The following is a 14,743-nucleotide window of genomic DNA, read 5'->3' as shown; positions in this document are numbered from 1 at the left end:
AGCCCGCCCCGGTGAAAGCCGGGGCGTGGCTACGACTTTCGGCGTGGTCTGGCGACCACGCCGAGGATATCCCCGGAGCAGACGGTGTCACCGTCGAAGCCCGCGGTGGCCAGATAGTCGATGAGGTGTCCCGGCGCCGGTTTGGGACTGGTGCGGGTGTGCCCGTCCGGTTGTCCGTAGCCGTAGAACAGGTACAGCGTGCCGTCGGGCGCGAGCACCTGCCGGATCAGGGCCAGCTCGGTGGTGGGGCGTTTGGTCCAGAACAGATTCACGTTGACCGCGACAACCTTGTCGAATCCGCGGGTGCCCGGTTCGATCTCGGCGAGCACCCGGGTGCGGTCCAGCTTTTCCAGCCCGGCGTGCAGCAGATGCACCTTGCCGCAATCGATCAGCGCGGCATGGCGTTTCGCGGCGCGGGCGATCGCCGTGACCGAGCGCTCGACTCCGACGATGCGGCCACCGTCCAAGCGCGCGGCCAGATATGCGATCGAATCACTGGAGCCGGGACCGATTTCGAGGATCCGGTCGTTCGGTTGCAGGTGCATGGTTTCGGCGATCCAGTCGAATCGGGTATCAGCCGCCATAGTCGCAATCTACGACTGTTGCGGTGTGCGGGTCGGCGGTTCGGTCAGATTCCGGGCGGCCAATCCGCGGCCGGGCCGGGCGGGTCCGTCGCCAGCCGCCCGGCCAGCCAGATATCGCGGCGGACGCCACGCTGGACGCCGCCGAGCCGGGCCATGCCCTCGTAATGAAAGCCGTTGCGGCGCACGGCGGCGGCCGAGGCGTGGTTGCCGACGAAGGCGCGCCAGCCGATCCGGATCAGCGCCAATCCGTCCGGGTGGAAGCCGAATTCGCAGACCAGCGCGATCGCGCGCGACATCACCCCGCGACCGCGCTGTGCGGGCGCGAGCCAGAAGCCGATCTCTGAGGTCGTCGCCTCACGTTGGCCGAGGTCGATCATGCCGACCACCGGACCGTCGGCGCGCAGCCGGATCGCCCAGATCGGGCCGCGGGCGGCCCAGCCCGGCGCGACCATCTCGTTGAGGAAGGCCTCGGCATCGGCCCGGTGATACGGCACCGGAATCGTCACCCACTCGGCGATGGTGGGCTCCTGACAGCATTCGACGATGTCATCGATGTCGGCCTCGGTCGGCCGCGACAGCCAGACGGTGCCATCGGTGAGCGGGTGATCCTTCATTCGATCATGGTGTCATGCGACCCCCGGTCGAATCATGTGGATTTCGCATGACAGCCGGTCCATACCGCGATCGGGGGCTGATCCGGCGGACCGTAGAATCGGACCGATGGTTTCCGCTCTGCTCGCCGATCTGTTCGAATCGAATCGGGCGCATCTGCTCTCGGTCGCATACCGGCTGACGGGCAGCGCGCGCGACGCCGAGGACGCGGTGCAGGAGAGTTGGCTGCGGCTGGCCGGTGCGCATCAATCCGAGATCGAGGATCTGCGGGCCTGGCTGACCACGGTGGTCGGGCGAATCTGCCTGGACCACTTGCGCAGTGCCGCAGTGCGCAGGGAAAGCTATGTGGGGCAGTGGCTTCCGGAGCCGGTGGTAACCGGCATCACGCCGTCGAGCACGCCCGATCCGCTCGAAGCGGTGGTGCGCAAGCAGGAATGCAGCCTCGCCGCCATGGTGGTGCTGGAAAGTCTGACGCCGCCGCAGCGCGTGGCATTCGTACTGCACGACGGGCTTTCGGTGCCGTTCGGCGAGATCGCGGAAATCCTCGGTGTTTCGGTGGAGGTGGCGCGCCAGCTGGCCGTGCGGGCGCGCAAATCCGTCGCGCAGGCCCCGCCGCCCACGCCGAATGGCGAACATGCGGCTGCGGTGCGGAAGTTCTTGGATGCGTTGTCGGCCGGTGATATCGGCGCGGTAACCGCGGCGCTGCACCCGGATTCGGTGCTGATCGGCGATGCCAACGGCACCACCTCCACCGCGGTCAATGTCATCGGCGGCGCGGACAAGGTCGCCCGTTTCTTCCTCGGACTGGTGCGCAAGTACGGGTTGGACGGTTCGGCGGAGCCGACGCTCGAATACGAATTCGCCTCGGTCAATGGGCAATTGGGTTTGGTCGTGCACCGGGTCGCCCCGGGTTACGGGCGCCTCGAAGGTCCGGCCAGGGTCCTCGGATTTGCCGTTCGCGACGGATTGGTGTGCGGTGCCTACGATCTCGCGAATCCGGAAAAGCTGTCTCGGGTCCGTCTGGGTTGAGGCGGTGCCAGGCCGCGCCCTCATCGCCGGGCCTGACACCGCCGATCGGGCTACGGCGTGGACGAGCCCAGGAACCAGTTCCCGGTGGACGAGCCGGTGCCGCTATTGCCGGTCGATGAGCCGCTGAACCAGTCGCCGGTGGAGGAGCCGAATCCGGAGATCAGCTCGTGTACGACATTTCGAACGAAACCCAGTGCGGTTCCGGCGACCTCCGACGCGGCCGGATTCGTTACCAGGTCCAGATACGAGGCCATTAGCGCCCCTTTCGAGATACCGCCTTGTGAGCGGTTTGTGAGGTAGAACACGGCGAGGCTAGCCGCCGTTGGGGAAACGCACAACCATGCAGGTAGAAGCCGCAATTCAAAAGTGAAACATAGCCTTTCGCTATCTAAGGGCAACAATAGCGACCATTGGGCTACGCTCCGGGTATGCCCTCGCAACCCGCGACCGTCGCTCGCCTGCGCCCCTTCGCCTCCACGATCTTCGCGGAGATGACCGAATTAGCCGTCCGCCACGAGGCGGTCAATCTGGGGCAGGGCTTTCCGGACACCGACGGACCCGCTGGCATGCTCGAGGTCGCGCGCCAGGCCATTGCCGACGGGCTGAACCAGTACCCGCCGGGGCGCGGCATGCCGGTCCTGCGCCGCGCCATCGCGGCCGACCGGGCCCGTCGCTACGGCACCCGGTACGACCCGGACACCGAGGTGCTGGTCACCGTGGGGGCGACGGAGGCGATCAGTGCCGCCGTCCTCGGTCTGGTGGAACCCGGCCGAGAGGTCGTGCTGATCGAGCCCTACTACGACTCCTACGCCGCCGCGATCGCACTGGCCGGGGCCCGGCGGCGCACGGCCCACCTCGTCGCCGACGGGGACCGCTTCGTCCTCGACCTGGACAGCCTGCGCGCGGCGATCACACCCGCGACCAAGATGCTGATCGTCAATTCACCGCACAATCCGACCGGCACCGTGCTCGGCCGGGCCGATCTCACCGCGATCGCCGAAATCGCCTGCGAACATGACCTATTGGTGCTCACCGACGAGGTTTACGAACATCTCGTCTACGACGGCAATGAGCACATCAGCCTCGCCACCCTGCCCGGTATGGCCGACCGCACCGTCGTGGTGTCCAGCGCGGCAAAGACTTTCAGCGTCACCGGTTGGAAAACCGGCTGGGCCTGCGGTCCGGCGGACCTCATCGACGGTGTGCTCGCGGCCAAACAGTTCATGACCTTTGTGGCGGGCGGGCCGTTCCAGCCCGCGGTCGCGCACGCGCTCAACAATGAACTCGGGTGGGTCGCGGAACTGCGAGATACGCTGTCGGACAAGCGACTGCGCCTCGCCGCCGCGCTGTCGGATACCGGTTTCGGCGTCAAGCAGAGCGCTGGAGGCTACTTCATCTGCGCCGATATCACGCCGCTCGGCGGCACCGACGGTCTGGCGTTCTGCCGGGAACTTCCGGGCCGGCTCGGTGTCGCGGCCGTGCCCATCAGCGTATTCGCCGACCATGCCGAGGCATGGAAGCACCTGGTGCGCTTCACCTTCTGCAAACGTGACGAAACTCTGGACGAGGGTGTGCGGCGACTCCGCGCGGGAGTTCGAGTGAATTCGACGACCTAGGCCCGATCCTGTGGACGACGCCGAGCCTGCGGCGCGTGCCAGTCGTAGCGCAGCGCGAGCAATCGGAATGCGATGGCGCCGAGCGCGGCAGCGCCACCGGTGATCGGGTTGTAGGCATTGAAATGCAGCAGCGTCGCCGTCGCGGCGGCACCGAAAAGTGCTGGTACCGCATAGATCTGCTCGGGTATCAGCACACTCGGCGTCTGCCCGCCGAGCAGATCCCGGATCACCCCGCCGCCGATCGCGGTGACGAGTCCGAGCAGCGTTGCCGACGGTGCGCCCAGGCCGTGGTTGTAGGCGATCACCGTGCCGGTGACGCAGAACAATCCGAGCCCGAACGCATCGGCCACCTCCAGCGGTCCGCTGGTCACCCGCGGCGATGGATGCCAGAAGAAGATGACCGCGGCCGCGAGCAGTGCGGTCCACAGATAGCTGAGATCGACGAACGACGCCGGTGGGGTGCGGCCGATCACCAGATCCCGGATCACCCCGCCACCCAGCGCCGTACTGCAGGCCAACACCACGATCCCGAAGACGTCGAACCCCCGCCGCACCGCGAGCAGCGCCCCCGAGGTCGCGAACGCCACAACGCCGAACAACTCGCCGATGTGCTGCACGGTGTTGACCGCGGAATCGAAATGCGCCATGCGCACACGATCACATATCCGCCGCACCCGTCGCATCGAGGCCACTGAGCACAACCGCGGCGGCGGTGCATCGATGACGCGGCCACCTAGGTGTTGTGTGGCGGTGCGTCGATGACGCGGCTACCTGCGTGTTGTGTGGCGGTGCGGTGCATCGATGACGCGGCCACCTGCGTGATGTGTGGCGGTGCATCGATGACGCGGCTACCTGCGTGATGTGTAGCGGTGGTCGCATCCGCTGAGTGCTCGGCCGCGATAGTGGACCGACGGTGTGACCACTCGTGCCCGGCCGATGTGACTGCATCCGCCGGGCGTACCGAGGCGATGCCGAACTCGGGGTCGGGCATTCCCGCGCGGAAGCCTGGCGCGGTCAGGCGGGCATCGGGCGAGCGCGATCGGTGGCAAGCAGTACGGCGATGCCGCCGAGCATGGTGCCCATGACATAGCGCTGGATCCGCAACCACAGCGGCCGACCGGTCAGGAAGGCGGCGATTCCGCCCGCACCGAGCACGATCAACCCGTTCACCGTCAACGCCACCGCGATCTGCACCGACCCCAGGCACAGACTCTGCAGCCACACCCGGCCGTGCTCGGGCACCACGAACTGTGGGATCAGCGCCATGTACATGATCGCGATCTTCGGATTCAGCAGGTTGGTGACCAATCCCATAGTGAACAGCCGCCGGGTCGGATCCGCGGGCAACTCGGTGGGCGCGAACACCGAGGTCCCACCCGGCCGCACCGCATTCCAGGCCAGCCACAGCAGATATCCCGCCCCCGCCAACTTCATCGCCATGTACAGCCCGGGAACCACGGCGAACACTGCCGTGATCCCGGCCGCGGCCGCCGCCAGATACACCCCGAACCCGGCGGCGACGCCCCCGAGTGACACCAATCCAGCGCGCCGACCTTGGGAAACGCTGCGCGACACCAGATACATCATGTTCGGCCCCGGCGTCAGCACCATCCCCAACGCCGCCGCCGCCACTCCGAGAACCGCCGCAGTTTCGATCATGGTCCCGATCTTGACCCACATCTCCCGCGCCCGTCTCGGTCCAGTCGAGCACCGGTGGCCTGGCCTCCCGGAACAAAACAGTCGCCACGCACGCTGTATGTGCGAGGCCGACGCGAGCTATGCCCGTCGGCATTGGCCCCCACACCCGCCGGGTTGTTGTCGGTGGTGTCGGGAAGAATGGGCCGAAGTCGCACGCGCGATCGGACACGCAATGCCCGAGGCCGTATACGAGGAGAGACTGTGACCGACGGTCCGCTGATTGTTCAGAGTGACAAGACGCTGCTGCTCGAGGTCGACCATGAGTTGGCCGGGGTGGCGCGGCAGGCCATTGCGCCGTTCGCGGAATTGGAGCGGGCGCCCGAGCATGTGCACACCTATCGGGTGACGCCGTTGGCGCTGTGGAATGCGCGGGCGGCGGGGCATGATGCCGAGCAGGTGGTGGACGCGCTGGTCAGTTACTCGCGGTATGCGGTGCCGCAGCCACTGCTCGTCGACATCGTGGACACCATGGCCAGGTACGGCCGGTTGCAGTTGGTGAAGAATCCGGCGCACGGATTGACGCTGGTCAGCCTGGATCGGGCGGTGCTCGAGGAGGTGCTGCGGCACAAGAAGATCGCCCCGATGCTCGGCGCTCGCGTCGATGAGGACACCGTCGTCGTGCATCCGTCCGAACGCGGCCGGATCAAGCAGATGCTGCTGAAGATCGGCTGGCCCGCCGAGGATCTGGCGGGTTACGTCGACGGCGAGGCGCATCCGATCGAGCTGGATTACACCGGCGGCCACTGGCATCTGCGTGACTATCAGGAGATGGCCGCGGAATCGTTCTGGGCCGGTGGTTCCGGTGTGGTCGTGCTGCCGTGTGGCGCTGGCAAGACCATGGTCGGCGCGGCGGCGATGGCCATGGCAAAGGCCACGACGCTGATCCTGGTCACCAATACCGTGGCCGGACGGCAGTGGCGACGCGAACTGCTGGCGCGAACCTCGTTGACCGAGGAGGAGATCGGCGAATACTCCGGTGAGCGCAAGGAGATCCGCCCGGTCACCATCGCCACCTATCAGGTGATCACCCGCCGCACCAAGGGCGAGTACAAACACCTCGAACTCTTCGACAGCCGCGACTGGGGCCTGGTCATCTATGACGAGGTGCATCTGCTGCCCGCACCGGTTTTCCGCATGACCGCGGATCTGCAATCGCGGCGCAGGCTCGGTCTCACCGCGACCCTGGTGCGCGAGGACGGCCGCGAGGGCGATGTCTTCTCGCTGATCGGTCCGAAGCGCTACGACGCCCCGTGGAAGGATATCGAGGCCCAGGGCTGGATCGCCCCGGCCGACTGCATCGAGGTCCGGGTCACCCTCACCGATGCCGAGCGAATGGCCTACGCCACCGCCGAACCGGAGGAGCGATATAAGCTCTGCTCGACCGCGCGCACGAAAATCCCTGTGGTGGAATCGATTCTGGCCCAGCACAAGGATGCGCAGACCTTGGTCATCGGCGCGTATCTCGAGCAATTGGACGAACTCGGCGCCGATCTCAACGCCCCGGTCATTCAGGGGTCGACGAAAACCAAAGAGCGCGAGGAACTTTTCGATGCCTTCCGGCGCGGTGAGATTCCCGTGCTGGTGGTGAGCAAGGTCGCGAATTTTTCCATCGATTTACCCGAAGCGTCTGTCGCGGTACAGGTTTCGGGCACTTTCGGTTCGCGTCAGGAGGAAGCGCAACGCCTCGGTCGGTTGTTGCGGCCGAAACACGATGGTGGCCAAGCCCACTTCTATTCGGTCGTCGCGCGTGACACCCTGGATGCCGAATATGCCTCGCACCGACAGCGTTTCCTCGCCGAACAGGGGTACGCCTATCGCATAACGGATGCCGATGACTTGCTGGGACCGGCCATCGGATAAGGGGTGCCCTCGCCTGCGCTCGTGCGAGCGCGGGCGGTCGACGGGCTGCGCCCGGCAGCGCCATTTATCCGGAGGTGTCGGCTCCGATACGTATGCTAGGAATGAGACGTGCGACGCTTCGAATTCGCGGTGGACCGGCACCACGCCCATGCGGTCAACGAAGTCTTCGCCGACTTGCGTCGACTGCGGGTCATGGCGATCGCGGCCGCCGTCATCGCCGCGACCGGCACCGCATACCTGATCTGGCTGAACCATCCATGGGCCTATCTGCTGGCGATCGCGTTCGCGCTCGGCGCGGTGGTGGCGGTGTGGGTGGCGTTCTGGACGCCGCACCGCTCCAGCATCGATAAGCTCTACGCCGACGGTGAGCTGGTCCCCGCGGTCGTCTCGGAGACCCATCCGAGCGGGGTGGTGCTGCTCGCCCTGGTCGATGTTTCGAAACCGGATACTCCCGACCCGCGCTATGCCCTGGTGATCAGGAAGGTGCGCGACCTGCCCGGACACGAGAAGCGGGCGGGTGAGCGGGTGCCGTCGGTCGCGGTGCGCACCGATCGGGCGCCGCACCAGGTAGGCGAGCGCTGGCAGTCGGTCAGCGCGATGCCGATCGCCTGGGGAACCCGGGACGGCACCGTCATCGAGCGCGCCCGCGCGGCCATCAGCGAGGTCGAATGGCAGCTGCTCACCGATAATCTCGCACTCGCCGACAAGGTGCGGCGCACCTCCGCCAAACGTTTGCTGCTCGACCCGCATCAGCTGCCCGGCGACCTGGGTTCCTGACCATCCGAATTGCCTTGCGCCGCCCAATAGACTCGGTAGATGGTTCCGGCGTCAAATCTGCTGGCTTTTACCGCCGCATCGATTGTCATCATCGTCATCCCCGGACCGGGTGTGCTGTTCACCATCGGCCGCGCGCTCGCGCTCGGCCGTCGCGCCGCCCTGGTCTCGGTACTGGGCCACGCGGTAGGCGTTTTCGTCGCGCTGCTGCTGGTCTCGATCGGGCTCGGCACGCTGCTCGCGGCATCGGCGCTCGCGCTGACCGTGGTGAAGTTCGCGGGTGCGCTGTATCTGATGTACCTCGGTGTCCAGGCGATCCGCGAGCGCAAGACCCTGCGCGAGGCGCTGAACGCCAAGGTCGATCCGGCCGATGCCAGGGTGCTGCGGCAGAGCATTTTCGTCGGGCTGACCAACCCCAAGGCGATCGTCTTCTTCTCGGCGGTGCTGCCGCATTTCGCCGATCCGGCGGCGGGTTCGCTGCCATTGCAGTTCCTGATACTCGGCACCATCTTCCTCGCGATCGCGCTGGTCTCCGATAGTGCGTGGGGCCTGCTGGCCGCATCGGCGCGCGCCTGGTTCGCCCGTTCACCGCAGCGACTGGAGGCGGTCGGCGGTGCGGGCGGTGCGATGATCTTCGGCCTTGGCGCATCGGTGGCACTCAGCGGTAGTGCCGACTGAGGCGGTTACCATCCACCCAGGTCGGGTGGCCGGAAAGGGGTGGTGATCGAATGAGGTTGTCCGGTTTGTGGTGCGCGGCGGTGGTCGGCGCGCTGGTCGCGGTTCCCATGCCCGTGAATGCCGATCCGGTGCCCCCGAACGCCGATCCGCTGGTCGGCGCACCCGGGCTGAATGACCCGTACTACCCGCTCGACGGTAACGGCGGCTACGACGCCGACCACTACGAGGTCAGCATCGACTACGACCCGCCCAGCCACCAGCTCACCGGCTCCACCCGGATCGACGCCATCGCCACCCAGGCGCTGCGGACGTTCAACCTCGACTTCAACGGCCCGGACGTGCGCATGGTCTCGGTGAACTATCTGCCCGCCGCCTTCGATCGCAACGGCGAGCACGAACTGACCGTGACGCCGCTGCTGCCGCTATTGCCCGGCCTGCCGTTCACCGTGACCGTCGAGTACGCGGGCCAGGTCGCGGATACCGAGGGGGCGGGCTGGACCTATACGCCCAGCGGCGGCGCCTTCGCCGCGGGCGAGCCGCGTTCGGCGACCACCTGGTACCCGCTCAACGACACCCTGCTGGACAAGGCCACCTTCACGCTGCACGCATTGGTACCCGAGGAGTGGGAGGTGGTCTCCAATGGGGTGCGGACGCAGAACACCGTCACCGGTGCGAAGCGCAATGTCACCTGGGAGACACACCAACCGGTGCTCGGCTACCTGACCACCATCGCGATCGATCACTACAGCTACCTCGAGCAGCGCCGCGCCAACGGCACCTCGCTGATCAGCGCCTTCGCCCCTGATACGGAGGGCAGTCTGGAAACCGAACAGCGCCTGCCCGAAGTGCTCGACTTCGCGGAGGCGCTCTACGGGCCCTATCCGTTCGACACCGCGGGCGGCATCTACGTCGACTCGGACCTGAAGTTCTCGCTGGAAACCCAGACCCGCCCGATCTACGCGCCGTGGACCGAGCTACCGACCGTGGTGCACGAAATCGCGCACCAATGGTGGGGTGATTCGGTATCGGTGCGGCAATGGTCCGATATCTGCCTCAATGAATGCTTCGCCAGCTACACCGCGGACTATTTGTGGCCGGAGCGCATGGAAGGCAAAGACGTCGACACCGACTACCGCAACACCATTCGGAAGAATCGTGATGAGCCGAAGTTCTGGGATACTCCCTTGGAGAACCCGGGCGTCGGAAATGAATTCACCTCCGTCTACTACCGCGGCCCGCTGTTCCTGCACGCACTGCGCAAACAGCTGGGCGACGATATATTTTTCGCCGCCGTCCGGCAATTCAATGTCGCACACGCCTACGGCAATGCCTCGATGCCGGAATTCCGCACCTTCATGCAGTCGAAATCCCCCACCGATCTGACCGGGTTCTTCGATGCCTGGCTGAACCGCACCACGCCGCCCTCGGACGAGTACCTTTTCCCCGGCACCCTGCGCGATTGAGAATTACTCGCCGTCGACGCGCTCGCGGGCCCGCTGCACCCAGCGCTCGGCCCGATCGAGTTGCTTCCGCGCCGAACGCAACTCGTCCTGCGCGCCGCGATCGGCCGTGCGGGCGAACTTCTTCTGCTGTTCGGCGTGCGCCAGTTCCGCGCGCAGGGCCGCGATGCGAGATTCGCTCTCGGCCAGCCGGTTCGCCGTCTGCTCGGCCTCGTCTCGTGCTTTTTCCATTGCGGCGCGGGCGGATTCGAGGGCGGCGAGCGCACCGTCGAGGTCACGGCGCGCATCGTCCTCAGCTGGTTTCGCCGCGGATTCCGTTGTGTCCGTTGCGTCGACGGCCCGCAGCTCGGCCCCGCCCGGTCCGAAGCCTTCGTAATTCGCCGCGGTCGCCAGCGTTCCGGTGCGCACCTGCTCGGCCACCGTGTCATCGGCCAGCGCCGCCGTCAGCGTCTGTCCCACCTCACGCAATACTCCCTCGCTGACCGAGTGTCCGCGGTCGGCGGCCAGCGCACCGGCACGTCTGGCAAGGGCATTGACCACCTGCTGCCGTTGCGCGGTCAGCGCGCGTAGCTGATCGCCCGACAGTTCGCGCTGTGCCGCGCGCAAGGCCGCGCCCAGCCGCAGCAGTGCCTCGACATCATCGGGTGCCGCGCGGGCCAGCACATTCACCGTCCACGCGACCACCGTCGGCTTGCGCAATTTGCCGATGGCTGCGGCGAGTTCTTTATCGCCCGCATCCTTGGCCGCGGCGACGCGGGCCGCCCTGGCGGCGATGAACTCACCAGGGGCGAGTTCGTACAGGTCGACGGCGACCTCCTCGAGCCTCATACTTTCCAAGCGTAACGACCGGGTCTCCGGAAGCGACAGAGTGCATGTACTGGACAGACGTCCATATGTTCGAAATGCGAAAGGCATTGCTAGTGAACTATTTAGGCATCATGGTCCTCGCCAACCTGATCCCGAAATTCCTCAGCCTCGGGTTGTCGGGGCTGACCGGACTGTACGCGTCGTACTGAGCCGCGCCCCCGGGTTGGTCGGTCGTCCGAACTGCTGATGCGGTTCGGACGACCGTGACGGTATTCTCACCGCGTTCACGACTACCGTGAACGCGTTCGGTGAGAGAGGGTTTCACGTTGAAGTTCCCAGGAACGAGGCTGCTGGCACGTCTTGTGCTCGCCCTCCTGGCGGTGGGTGCATTGGTGGCCGCGGTGACCGGTTGTTCGGCGCTCGACAATGCAAGTAAGTCCGACACCGCCAAGGCGAAGGTCGGTGACTGCATCAATGTCACCGACAGCTCGTCGACGGCCACCAAATCCGAGCCGGTCGACTGCTCCTCGGCCAAGGCGGTCTACAAGGTATTCCAGACCGCGGACAACAAGCTCGACTGCGCGGCCGAATACACCACCTACACCGAGGACCTGGTCAGCGGTGGCAAGGCCTACATGTGCCTGGCGCCGAACTTCAAGCAGGGCAGCTGCTATGCCGATGTCGGCACCAACCCGTACAAGTACGTGGACTGCTCCTCATCGGAGGCCACCTTCAAGGTGGTCAAGCGCATCGACGGCCAAGCCGACGAACTGCTGTGTGGTGCCGACGCGACCAGCTTCGTGACCGTCCCGGATCCGAAGGTCACCTTCTGCCTCGGCGCGGCCAAGGGCTGATTACTCGAGTAGCGCGACCGACGCGATCCGGTGCAGGGTGAAATGCCGGATCGCGCCGGTCACCGGGTCCAGCGCGTCGAGCTGGCCGTTGCCGACCTTCAGCGGTTCGACCACGCGCTGCGACGCGACGCCCTGGGCGTCGACATAACCGATATTGACCGACCGCCGCACCCGCGCCGCCAATTGCAGCAGCGCCAGGGTTGCGGCGGTACTGGTTCGGGTGCCATCGGTGCGCACCGCCTCGCCCTTGCGTGCGCTGGCGGCCCGCTCGCTCGCGCGCAGTTCCGCGACGAGGAGTGCCAGCTGTTCGCTGCTCGGCGGCGTCGGGCGATACGGCTGCCTGGCATGCGGGCGGACCGCGATCCGCGCGCCGCGCGGACGCAGATCCACAATGGTGCCCGCCGAATCCTCACCGGCCGGGGCGAATCCGGCCGCACGCAGCCGTTCGAGCAGTTCGCCGAGTGGGGCCTGCGCGATGGCGACGGTCGGCGCGATGCCCCGCAGCGCCAGTTCGCTCGCCACCGGCGAGGCCAGCACCTGAGCCAGCAGCGCGGGATCGTCGCTGCGCACGAATGCCTGCGCCATTCCCGCCCGTAGCTGGCCGTGCCTGCGGGCCACGTCATCGATGAGATAGGTCAGTGACTGGGGGATCGGTGTGCGGGAGTGGGTGGTGAACAGGGTATGCAGTTCGGCCGCCGTCATCCCGGCATCCAGCGCGCGCCGCACCGACGTATCGCTGATCCGATAAACCGTTGCCGCACCGGCGGATTCGACATCGGCGACGAGCGCGACCCGGCTCTGCAGTTCAGGGGTCAGTGGTCCGGGCGCGATGACCGTCAGATCCGCCTGGACCAGCACATGATCGACCGGTTCCGGCAGGGCCGACTCCATCGCGGCTTCGGCATCGGCCGCGCTGGTCGGCACACCGTGCAGCAGCGCCCGGGCCGGTGAGCCGAGCGCGCCGCGCCCGATGAATCCCAGCGTCGCGGCCTCCTGCAGCGTGTGCTCGACCGCCTCGGAGCGAAAGTGTCTGCGCCACCGCGGTTGTCGCCAGGCCAGGATCCGGCCGATATCGGCGGAAGGCAATGCCGTGCCGGTCGGATATTCAGCGAGCAGATTCAGTATGGTGCGCCGGTCGCGCGGTGCGTGCGGGGTGCGCAGTTCGATCGACAGTGCCGCGATCGGCTTGTCGTTGGCATCGCGCATGCCGATCATCCACGGCATGCGGTCCAGGTCGAGCCAGGCCAATGCCAGTGCCACCCAGCGGCGGGCGGGCGGGGCGTCGCGCCAGCCGTCCGCGGCCGGGGTCGGCGCCCAGAAGTCGTCGGTGGAGTCGAATTCCGGCGGCGGGTCCGGCATACCCTTCTCGACGAGTTTGGCCGCCGCGAGCAGTTCGACGAGCAGTCCGGCGCGCGGTTCGTCGACACCGGTCTGTTTGGCGATGCGGCGCAATTCCCGCACCCCGAGACCACCCGCCCGCAAGGCGGGTGCGGGCGCTTGGCCGAGGGCGTCGAGAATGTCGGCGCAGTGCCGGAGCAGTTCACCCACCTCGCCCGCCGCGACCGCGTCCACCTCGGCGGGGGTGTGCTTCGTCGGCGTCGGCTCCGGCGGTTTCAGTGCGTGCGGATGGGTTACCGGCTCGCGGCGCAGCACCTGGCCGACGGTGACCGGGAGCTCGACCGTCTCATCGTCGATCCAGTGCAGCAGTCGGCGAGCCAGCAGCTGCTGGATCGGGCGGTCGGCGGGCGTGCCCGGTGCGGCGTCCCTGGTGCGTCCGCGCGGGCCGGTGGCGGCCAGTTTGTCCAGCAGCGTGCGTTCGGCCGAGGAGGCCGACGCGAGCGCGGCGACCACCTCGGGCTCGGTCAGTGCGTCCGGAATCTCGGTGGTGGCGCCGATCGGCCATGGCAGTGCCTCGGCGGCGGCCGGGATCAGGTGCAGATCGTCACCGTCGTTCCATACCAGCGCGCGATCGGATAGACGGGTGAGTGCGGCATCGATCGCCGCGACCCGAACGCGGTCCTTCAACTGCGAGCGCAGCGCCTTGCGACTCATCGGCGTCCCACCTGAGCCCGTCGACCGGTGCACCGCAAGAGTTTCCACGATCGCGAACTCCAGCGTGTCGAGATCGTCGGTGGCGCGCAGCACCGACGCGCGCTGCTCGGCGCGTGCCGCGAGCACGGCCATCGAGGAGGGCAGTGGTACGGCGAGATCGGGGCGGAGTTCGAGCAGGGCAACCAGCTGCGCATCGCTACGGGCCGCGAGCCAGCCCGTCAGTGAATCGGTCGCAGGCTCCCCCGCCTCCCTCGACCTGCTGCCGGTCGCGTGACCTACGTCGCGGGCTTGCGGTCGTGTGCCTGGCACGGCTTTGGGCGTCCCCGACAAGTTACCCATGTGCTCTCGAGATCAGTTGTTGCGTCACAGTCCGAATGTTGCCGATTTTGTCAGCCTAGTGGATGTGGACTATCCGCCGCCGGGCGACAGCGGAGGGCAGAGTGCTCGCGGGTCGCTCGCGTGCCACAATGTGGTCGTGGTGAACAAATCGAAGAAACCCTATGTCGACAATGGCTGGCCCTCGCTGGAGGACGGTGGCCACGCGGTCACCGAACTGTCGTCGACTCGTTCCGGTGGGCTTTCGCCGTTCGGCGAGGACACCGAGTTTCCGGTCCCGGCCGACCAGCTGCCGTACATGCACCCGAACACGGTGATCAACCGCTGAGAACCCAGACGGAAAACCCGCGGATACGACGAAGGTCCCCGCATCACCATTGATG

General features: G+C 66.9%; 16 protein-coding genes. 9 read left to right on the top strand and 7 right to left on the bottom strand.

Annotated elements, in window-relative coordinates; all coding sequences use genetic code 11:
• Positions 1-29 precede the first annotated feature (29 nt).
• Together ACQP2D_RS40580 and ACQP2D_RS40575 are read right to left on the bottom strand one after the other, a co-directional pair.
• Positions 30-584 carry a class I SAM-dependent methyltransferase gene (locus ACQP2D_RS40580; RefSeq protein WP_433681184.1) on the bottom strand — a complete coding sequence of 185 codons (555 nt, stop codon included), beginning with the start codon at positions 582-584 and terminating at the stop codon, positions 30-32.
• A gap of 44 nt (positions 585-628) precedes the next feature.
• Complete coding sequence (locus ACQP2D_RS40575) at positions 629-1,198, bottom strand: GNAT family N-acetyltransferase (protein ID WP_433681183.1); 570 nt, start codon at positions 1,196-1,198, stop codon at positions 629-631.
• A gap of 106 nt (positions 1,199-1,304) precedes the next feature.
• Here ACQP2D_RS40575 and ACQP2D_RS40570 point away from each other — a divergent pair, with 106 nt between their 5' ends.
• Entirely contained in the window at positions 1,305-2,225 is a 921-nt protein-coding gene (locus tag ACQP2D_RS40570; protein ID WP_433681182.1) for a sigma-70 family RNA polymerase sigma factor, read from the top strand.
• Between the two features lie 50 nt (positions 2,226-2,275).
• On the opposite strand, the gene ACQP2D_RS40565 is transcribed toward ACQP2D_RS40570, so the two are convergent.
• Complete coding sequence (locus tag ACQP2D_RS40565; RefSeq protein ID WP_433681181.1) at positions 2,276-2,479, bottom strand: hypothetical protein; 204 nt, start codon at positions 2,477-2,479, stop codon at positions 2,276-2,278.
• Positions 2,480-2,653: 174 nt separating this feature from the next.
• On the opposite strand from ACQP2D_RS40565, the gene ACQP2D_RS40560 reads away from it, so the two are divergent.
• Entirely contained in the window at positions 2,654-3,841 is a 1,188-nt protein-coding gene (locus ACQP2D_RS40560) for a pyridoxal phosphate-dependent aminotransferase (RefSeq protein ID WP_433681180.1), read from the top strand.
• Here the strand turns inward: ACQP2D_RS40560 and ACQP2D_RS40555 are convergent.
• Entirely contained in the window at positions 3,838-4,488 is a 651-nt protein-coding gene (locus ACQP2D_RS40555) for a trimeric intracellular cation channel family protein (RefSeq protein ID WP_433681179.1), read from the bottom strand. The two genes, ACQP2D_RS40560 and ACQP2D_RS40555, sit on opposite strands and share 4 nt — an antisense overlap.
• Positions 4,489-4,855: 367 nt before the next feature.
• Entirely contained in the window at positions 4,856-5,500 is a 645-nt protein-coding gene (locus tag ACQP2D_RS40550; protein ID WP_433681178.1) for a LysE family translocator, read from the bottom strand.
• 240 nt (positions 5,501-5,740) lie between these two features.
• On the opposite strand from ACQP2D_RS40550, the gene ACQP2D_RS40545 reads away from it, so the two are divergent.
• The 4 genes from ACQP2D_RS40545 to ACQP2D_RS40530 all read left to right on the top strand — a co-directional run bounded on the left by ACQP2D_RS40545 (position 5,741) and on the right by ACQP2D_RS40530 (position 10,314).
• Entirely contained in the window at positions 5,741-7,399 is a 1,659-nt protein-coding gene (locus ACQP2D_RS40545) for a DNA repair helicase XPB (RefSeq protein ID WP_433681177.1), read from the top strand.
• A gap of 108 nt (positions 7,400-7,507) precedes the next feature.
• Complete coding sequence (locus ACQP2D_RS40540) at positions 7,508-8,176, top strand: DUF3239 domain-containing protein (RefSeq protein ID WP_433681176.1); 669 nt, start codon at positions 7,508-7,510, stop codon at positions 8,174-8,176.
• 39 nt (positions 8,177-8,215) lie between these two features.
• Positions 8,216-8,851 (top strand): LysE family translocator, encoded by a 636-nt coding sequence (locus ACQP2D_RS40535; protein ID WP_433681175.1) that lies wholly within the window; start codon positions 8,216-8,218, stop codon positions 8,849-8,851.
• Between the two features lie 50 nt (positions 8,852-8,901).
• Complete coding sequence (locus ACQP2D_RS40530) at positions 8,902-10,314, top strand: M1 family metallopeptidase (protein ID WP_433681174.1); 1,413 nt, start codon at positions 8,902-8,904, stop codon at positions 10,312-10,314.
• A 3-nt stretch (positions 10,315-10,317) separates the two neighbouring features.
• Here ACQP2D_RS40530 and ACQP2D_RS40525 read toward each other — a convergent pair whose 3' ends face one another.
• Entirely contained in the window at positions 10,318-11,139 is an 822-nt protein-coding gene (locus tag ACQP2D_RS40525) for a hypothetical protein (RefSeq protein WP_433681173.1), read from the bottom strand.
• A 65-nt stretch (positions 11,140-11,204) separates the two neighbouring features.
• Between ACQP2D_RS40525 and ACQP2D_RS40520 the strand changes: the two genes are divergently transcribed.
• Together ACQP2D_RS40520 and ACQP2D_RS40515 are read left to right on the top strand one after the other, a co-directional pair.
• A complete protein-coding gene (locus ACQP2D_RS40520) occupies positions 11,205-11,327 on the top strand; it encodes a hypothetical protein (RefSeq protein ID WP_433681172.1) in 123 nt (40 codons plus the stop codon).
• Positions 11,328-11,444: 117 nt separating this feature from the next.
• A complete protein-coding gene (locus ACQP2D_RS40515) occupies positions 11,445-11,972 on the top strand; it encodes an LppU/SCO3897 family protein (RefSeq protein WP_433681171.1) in 528 nt (175 codons plus the stop codon).
• Here the strand turns inward: ACQP2D_RS40515 and ACQP2D_RS40510 are convergent, their stop codons facing one another.
• On the bottom strand, positions 11,973-14,246 hold the full coding sequence (locus tag ACQP2D_RS40510) for a helicase-associated domain-containing protein (protein ID WP_433685913.1): 2,274 nt from the start codon (positions 14,244-14,246) through the stop codon (positions 11,973-11,975).
• Positions 14,247-14,499: 253 nt separating this feature from the next.
• Between ACQP2D_RS40510 and ACQP2D_RS40505 the strand changes: the two genes are divergently transcribed.
• Complete coding sequence (locus ACQP2D_RS40505; protein ID WP_062988419.1) at positions 14,500-14,688, top strand: hypothetical protein; 189 nt, start codon at positions 14,500-14,502, stop codon at positions 14,686-14,688.
• Positions 14,689-14,743 lie beyond the last annotated feature (55 nt).

Source organism: Nocardia sp. CA-119907 (assembly GCF_050955995.1).
In the GTDB taxonomy this organism is placed as follows: Bacteria; Actinomycetota; Actinomycetes; order Mycobacteriales; family Mycobacteriaceae; genus Nocardia.
Note: the sequence above shows the minus strand (reverse complement) of the source record. Positions and strands in the feature narration are given on the sequence as shown.

Coding starts and splice junctions, on each gene's coding strand:
- ACQP2D_RS40580 (WP_433681184.1), bottom strand. CDS start 584: ATGGCGGCTGATACCCGATTCGACTGGATCGCCGAAACCATGCACCTG.
- ACQP2D_RS40575 (WP_433681183.1), bottom strand. CDS start 1,198: ATGAAGGATCACCCGCTCACCGATGGCACCGTCTGGCTGTCGCGGCCG.
- ACQP2D_RS40570 (WP_433681182.1), top strand. CDS start 1,305: ATGGTTTCCGCTCTGCTCGCCGATCTGTTCGAATCGAATCGGGCGCAT.
- ACQP2D_RS40565 (WP_433681181.1), bottom strand. CDS start 2,479: ATGGCCTCGTATCTGGACCTGGTAACGAATCCGGCCGCGTCGGAGGTC.
- ACQP2D_RS40560 (WP_433681180.1), top strand. CDS start 2,654: ATGCCCTCGCAACCCGCGACCGTCGCTCGCCTGCGCCCCTTCGCCTCC.
- ACQP2D_RS40555 (WP_433681179.1), bottom strand. CDS start 4,488: ATGGCGCATTTCGATTCCGCGGTCAACACCGTGCAGCACATCGGCGAG.
- ACQP2D_RS40550 (WP_433681178.1), bottom strand. CDS start 5,500: ATGATCGAAACTGCGGCGGTTCTCGGAGTGGCGGCGGCGGCGTTGGGG.
- ACQP2D_RS40535 (WP_433681175.1), top strand. CDS start 8,216: ATGGTTCCGGCGTCAAATCTGCTGGCTTTTACCGCCGCATCGATTGTC.
- ACQP2D_RS40530 (WP_433681174.1), top strand. CDS start 8,902: ATGAGGTTGTCCGGTTTGTGGTGCGCGGCGGTGGTCGGCGCGCTGGTC.
- ACQP2D_RS40525 (WP_433681173.1), bottom strand. CDS start 11,139: ATGAGGCTCGAGGAGGTCGCCGTCGACCTGTACGAACTCGCCCCTGGT.
- ACQP2D_RS40520 (WP_433681172.1), top strand. CDS start 11,205: ATGTTCGAAATGCGAAAGGCATTGCTAGTGAACTATTTAGGCATCATG.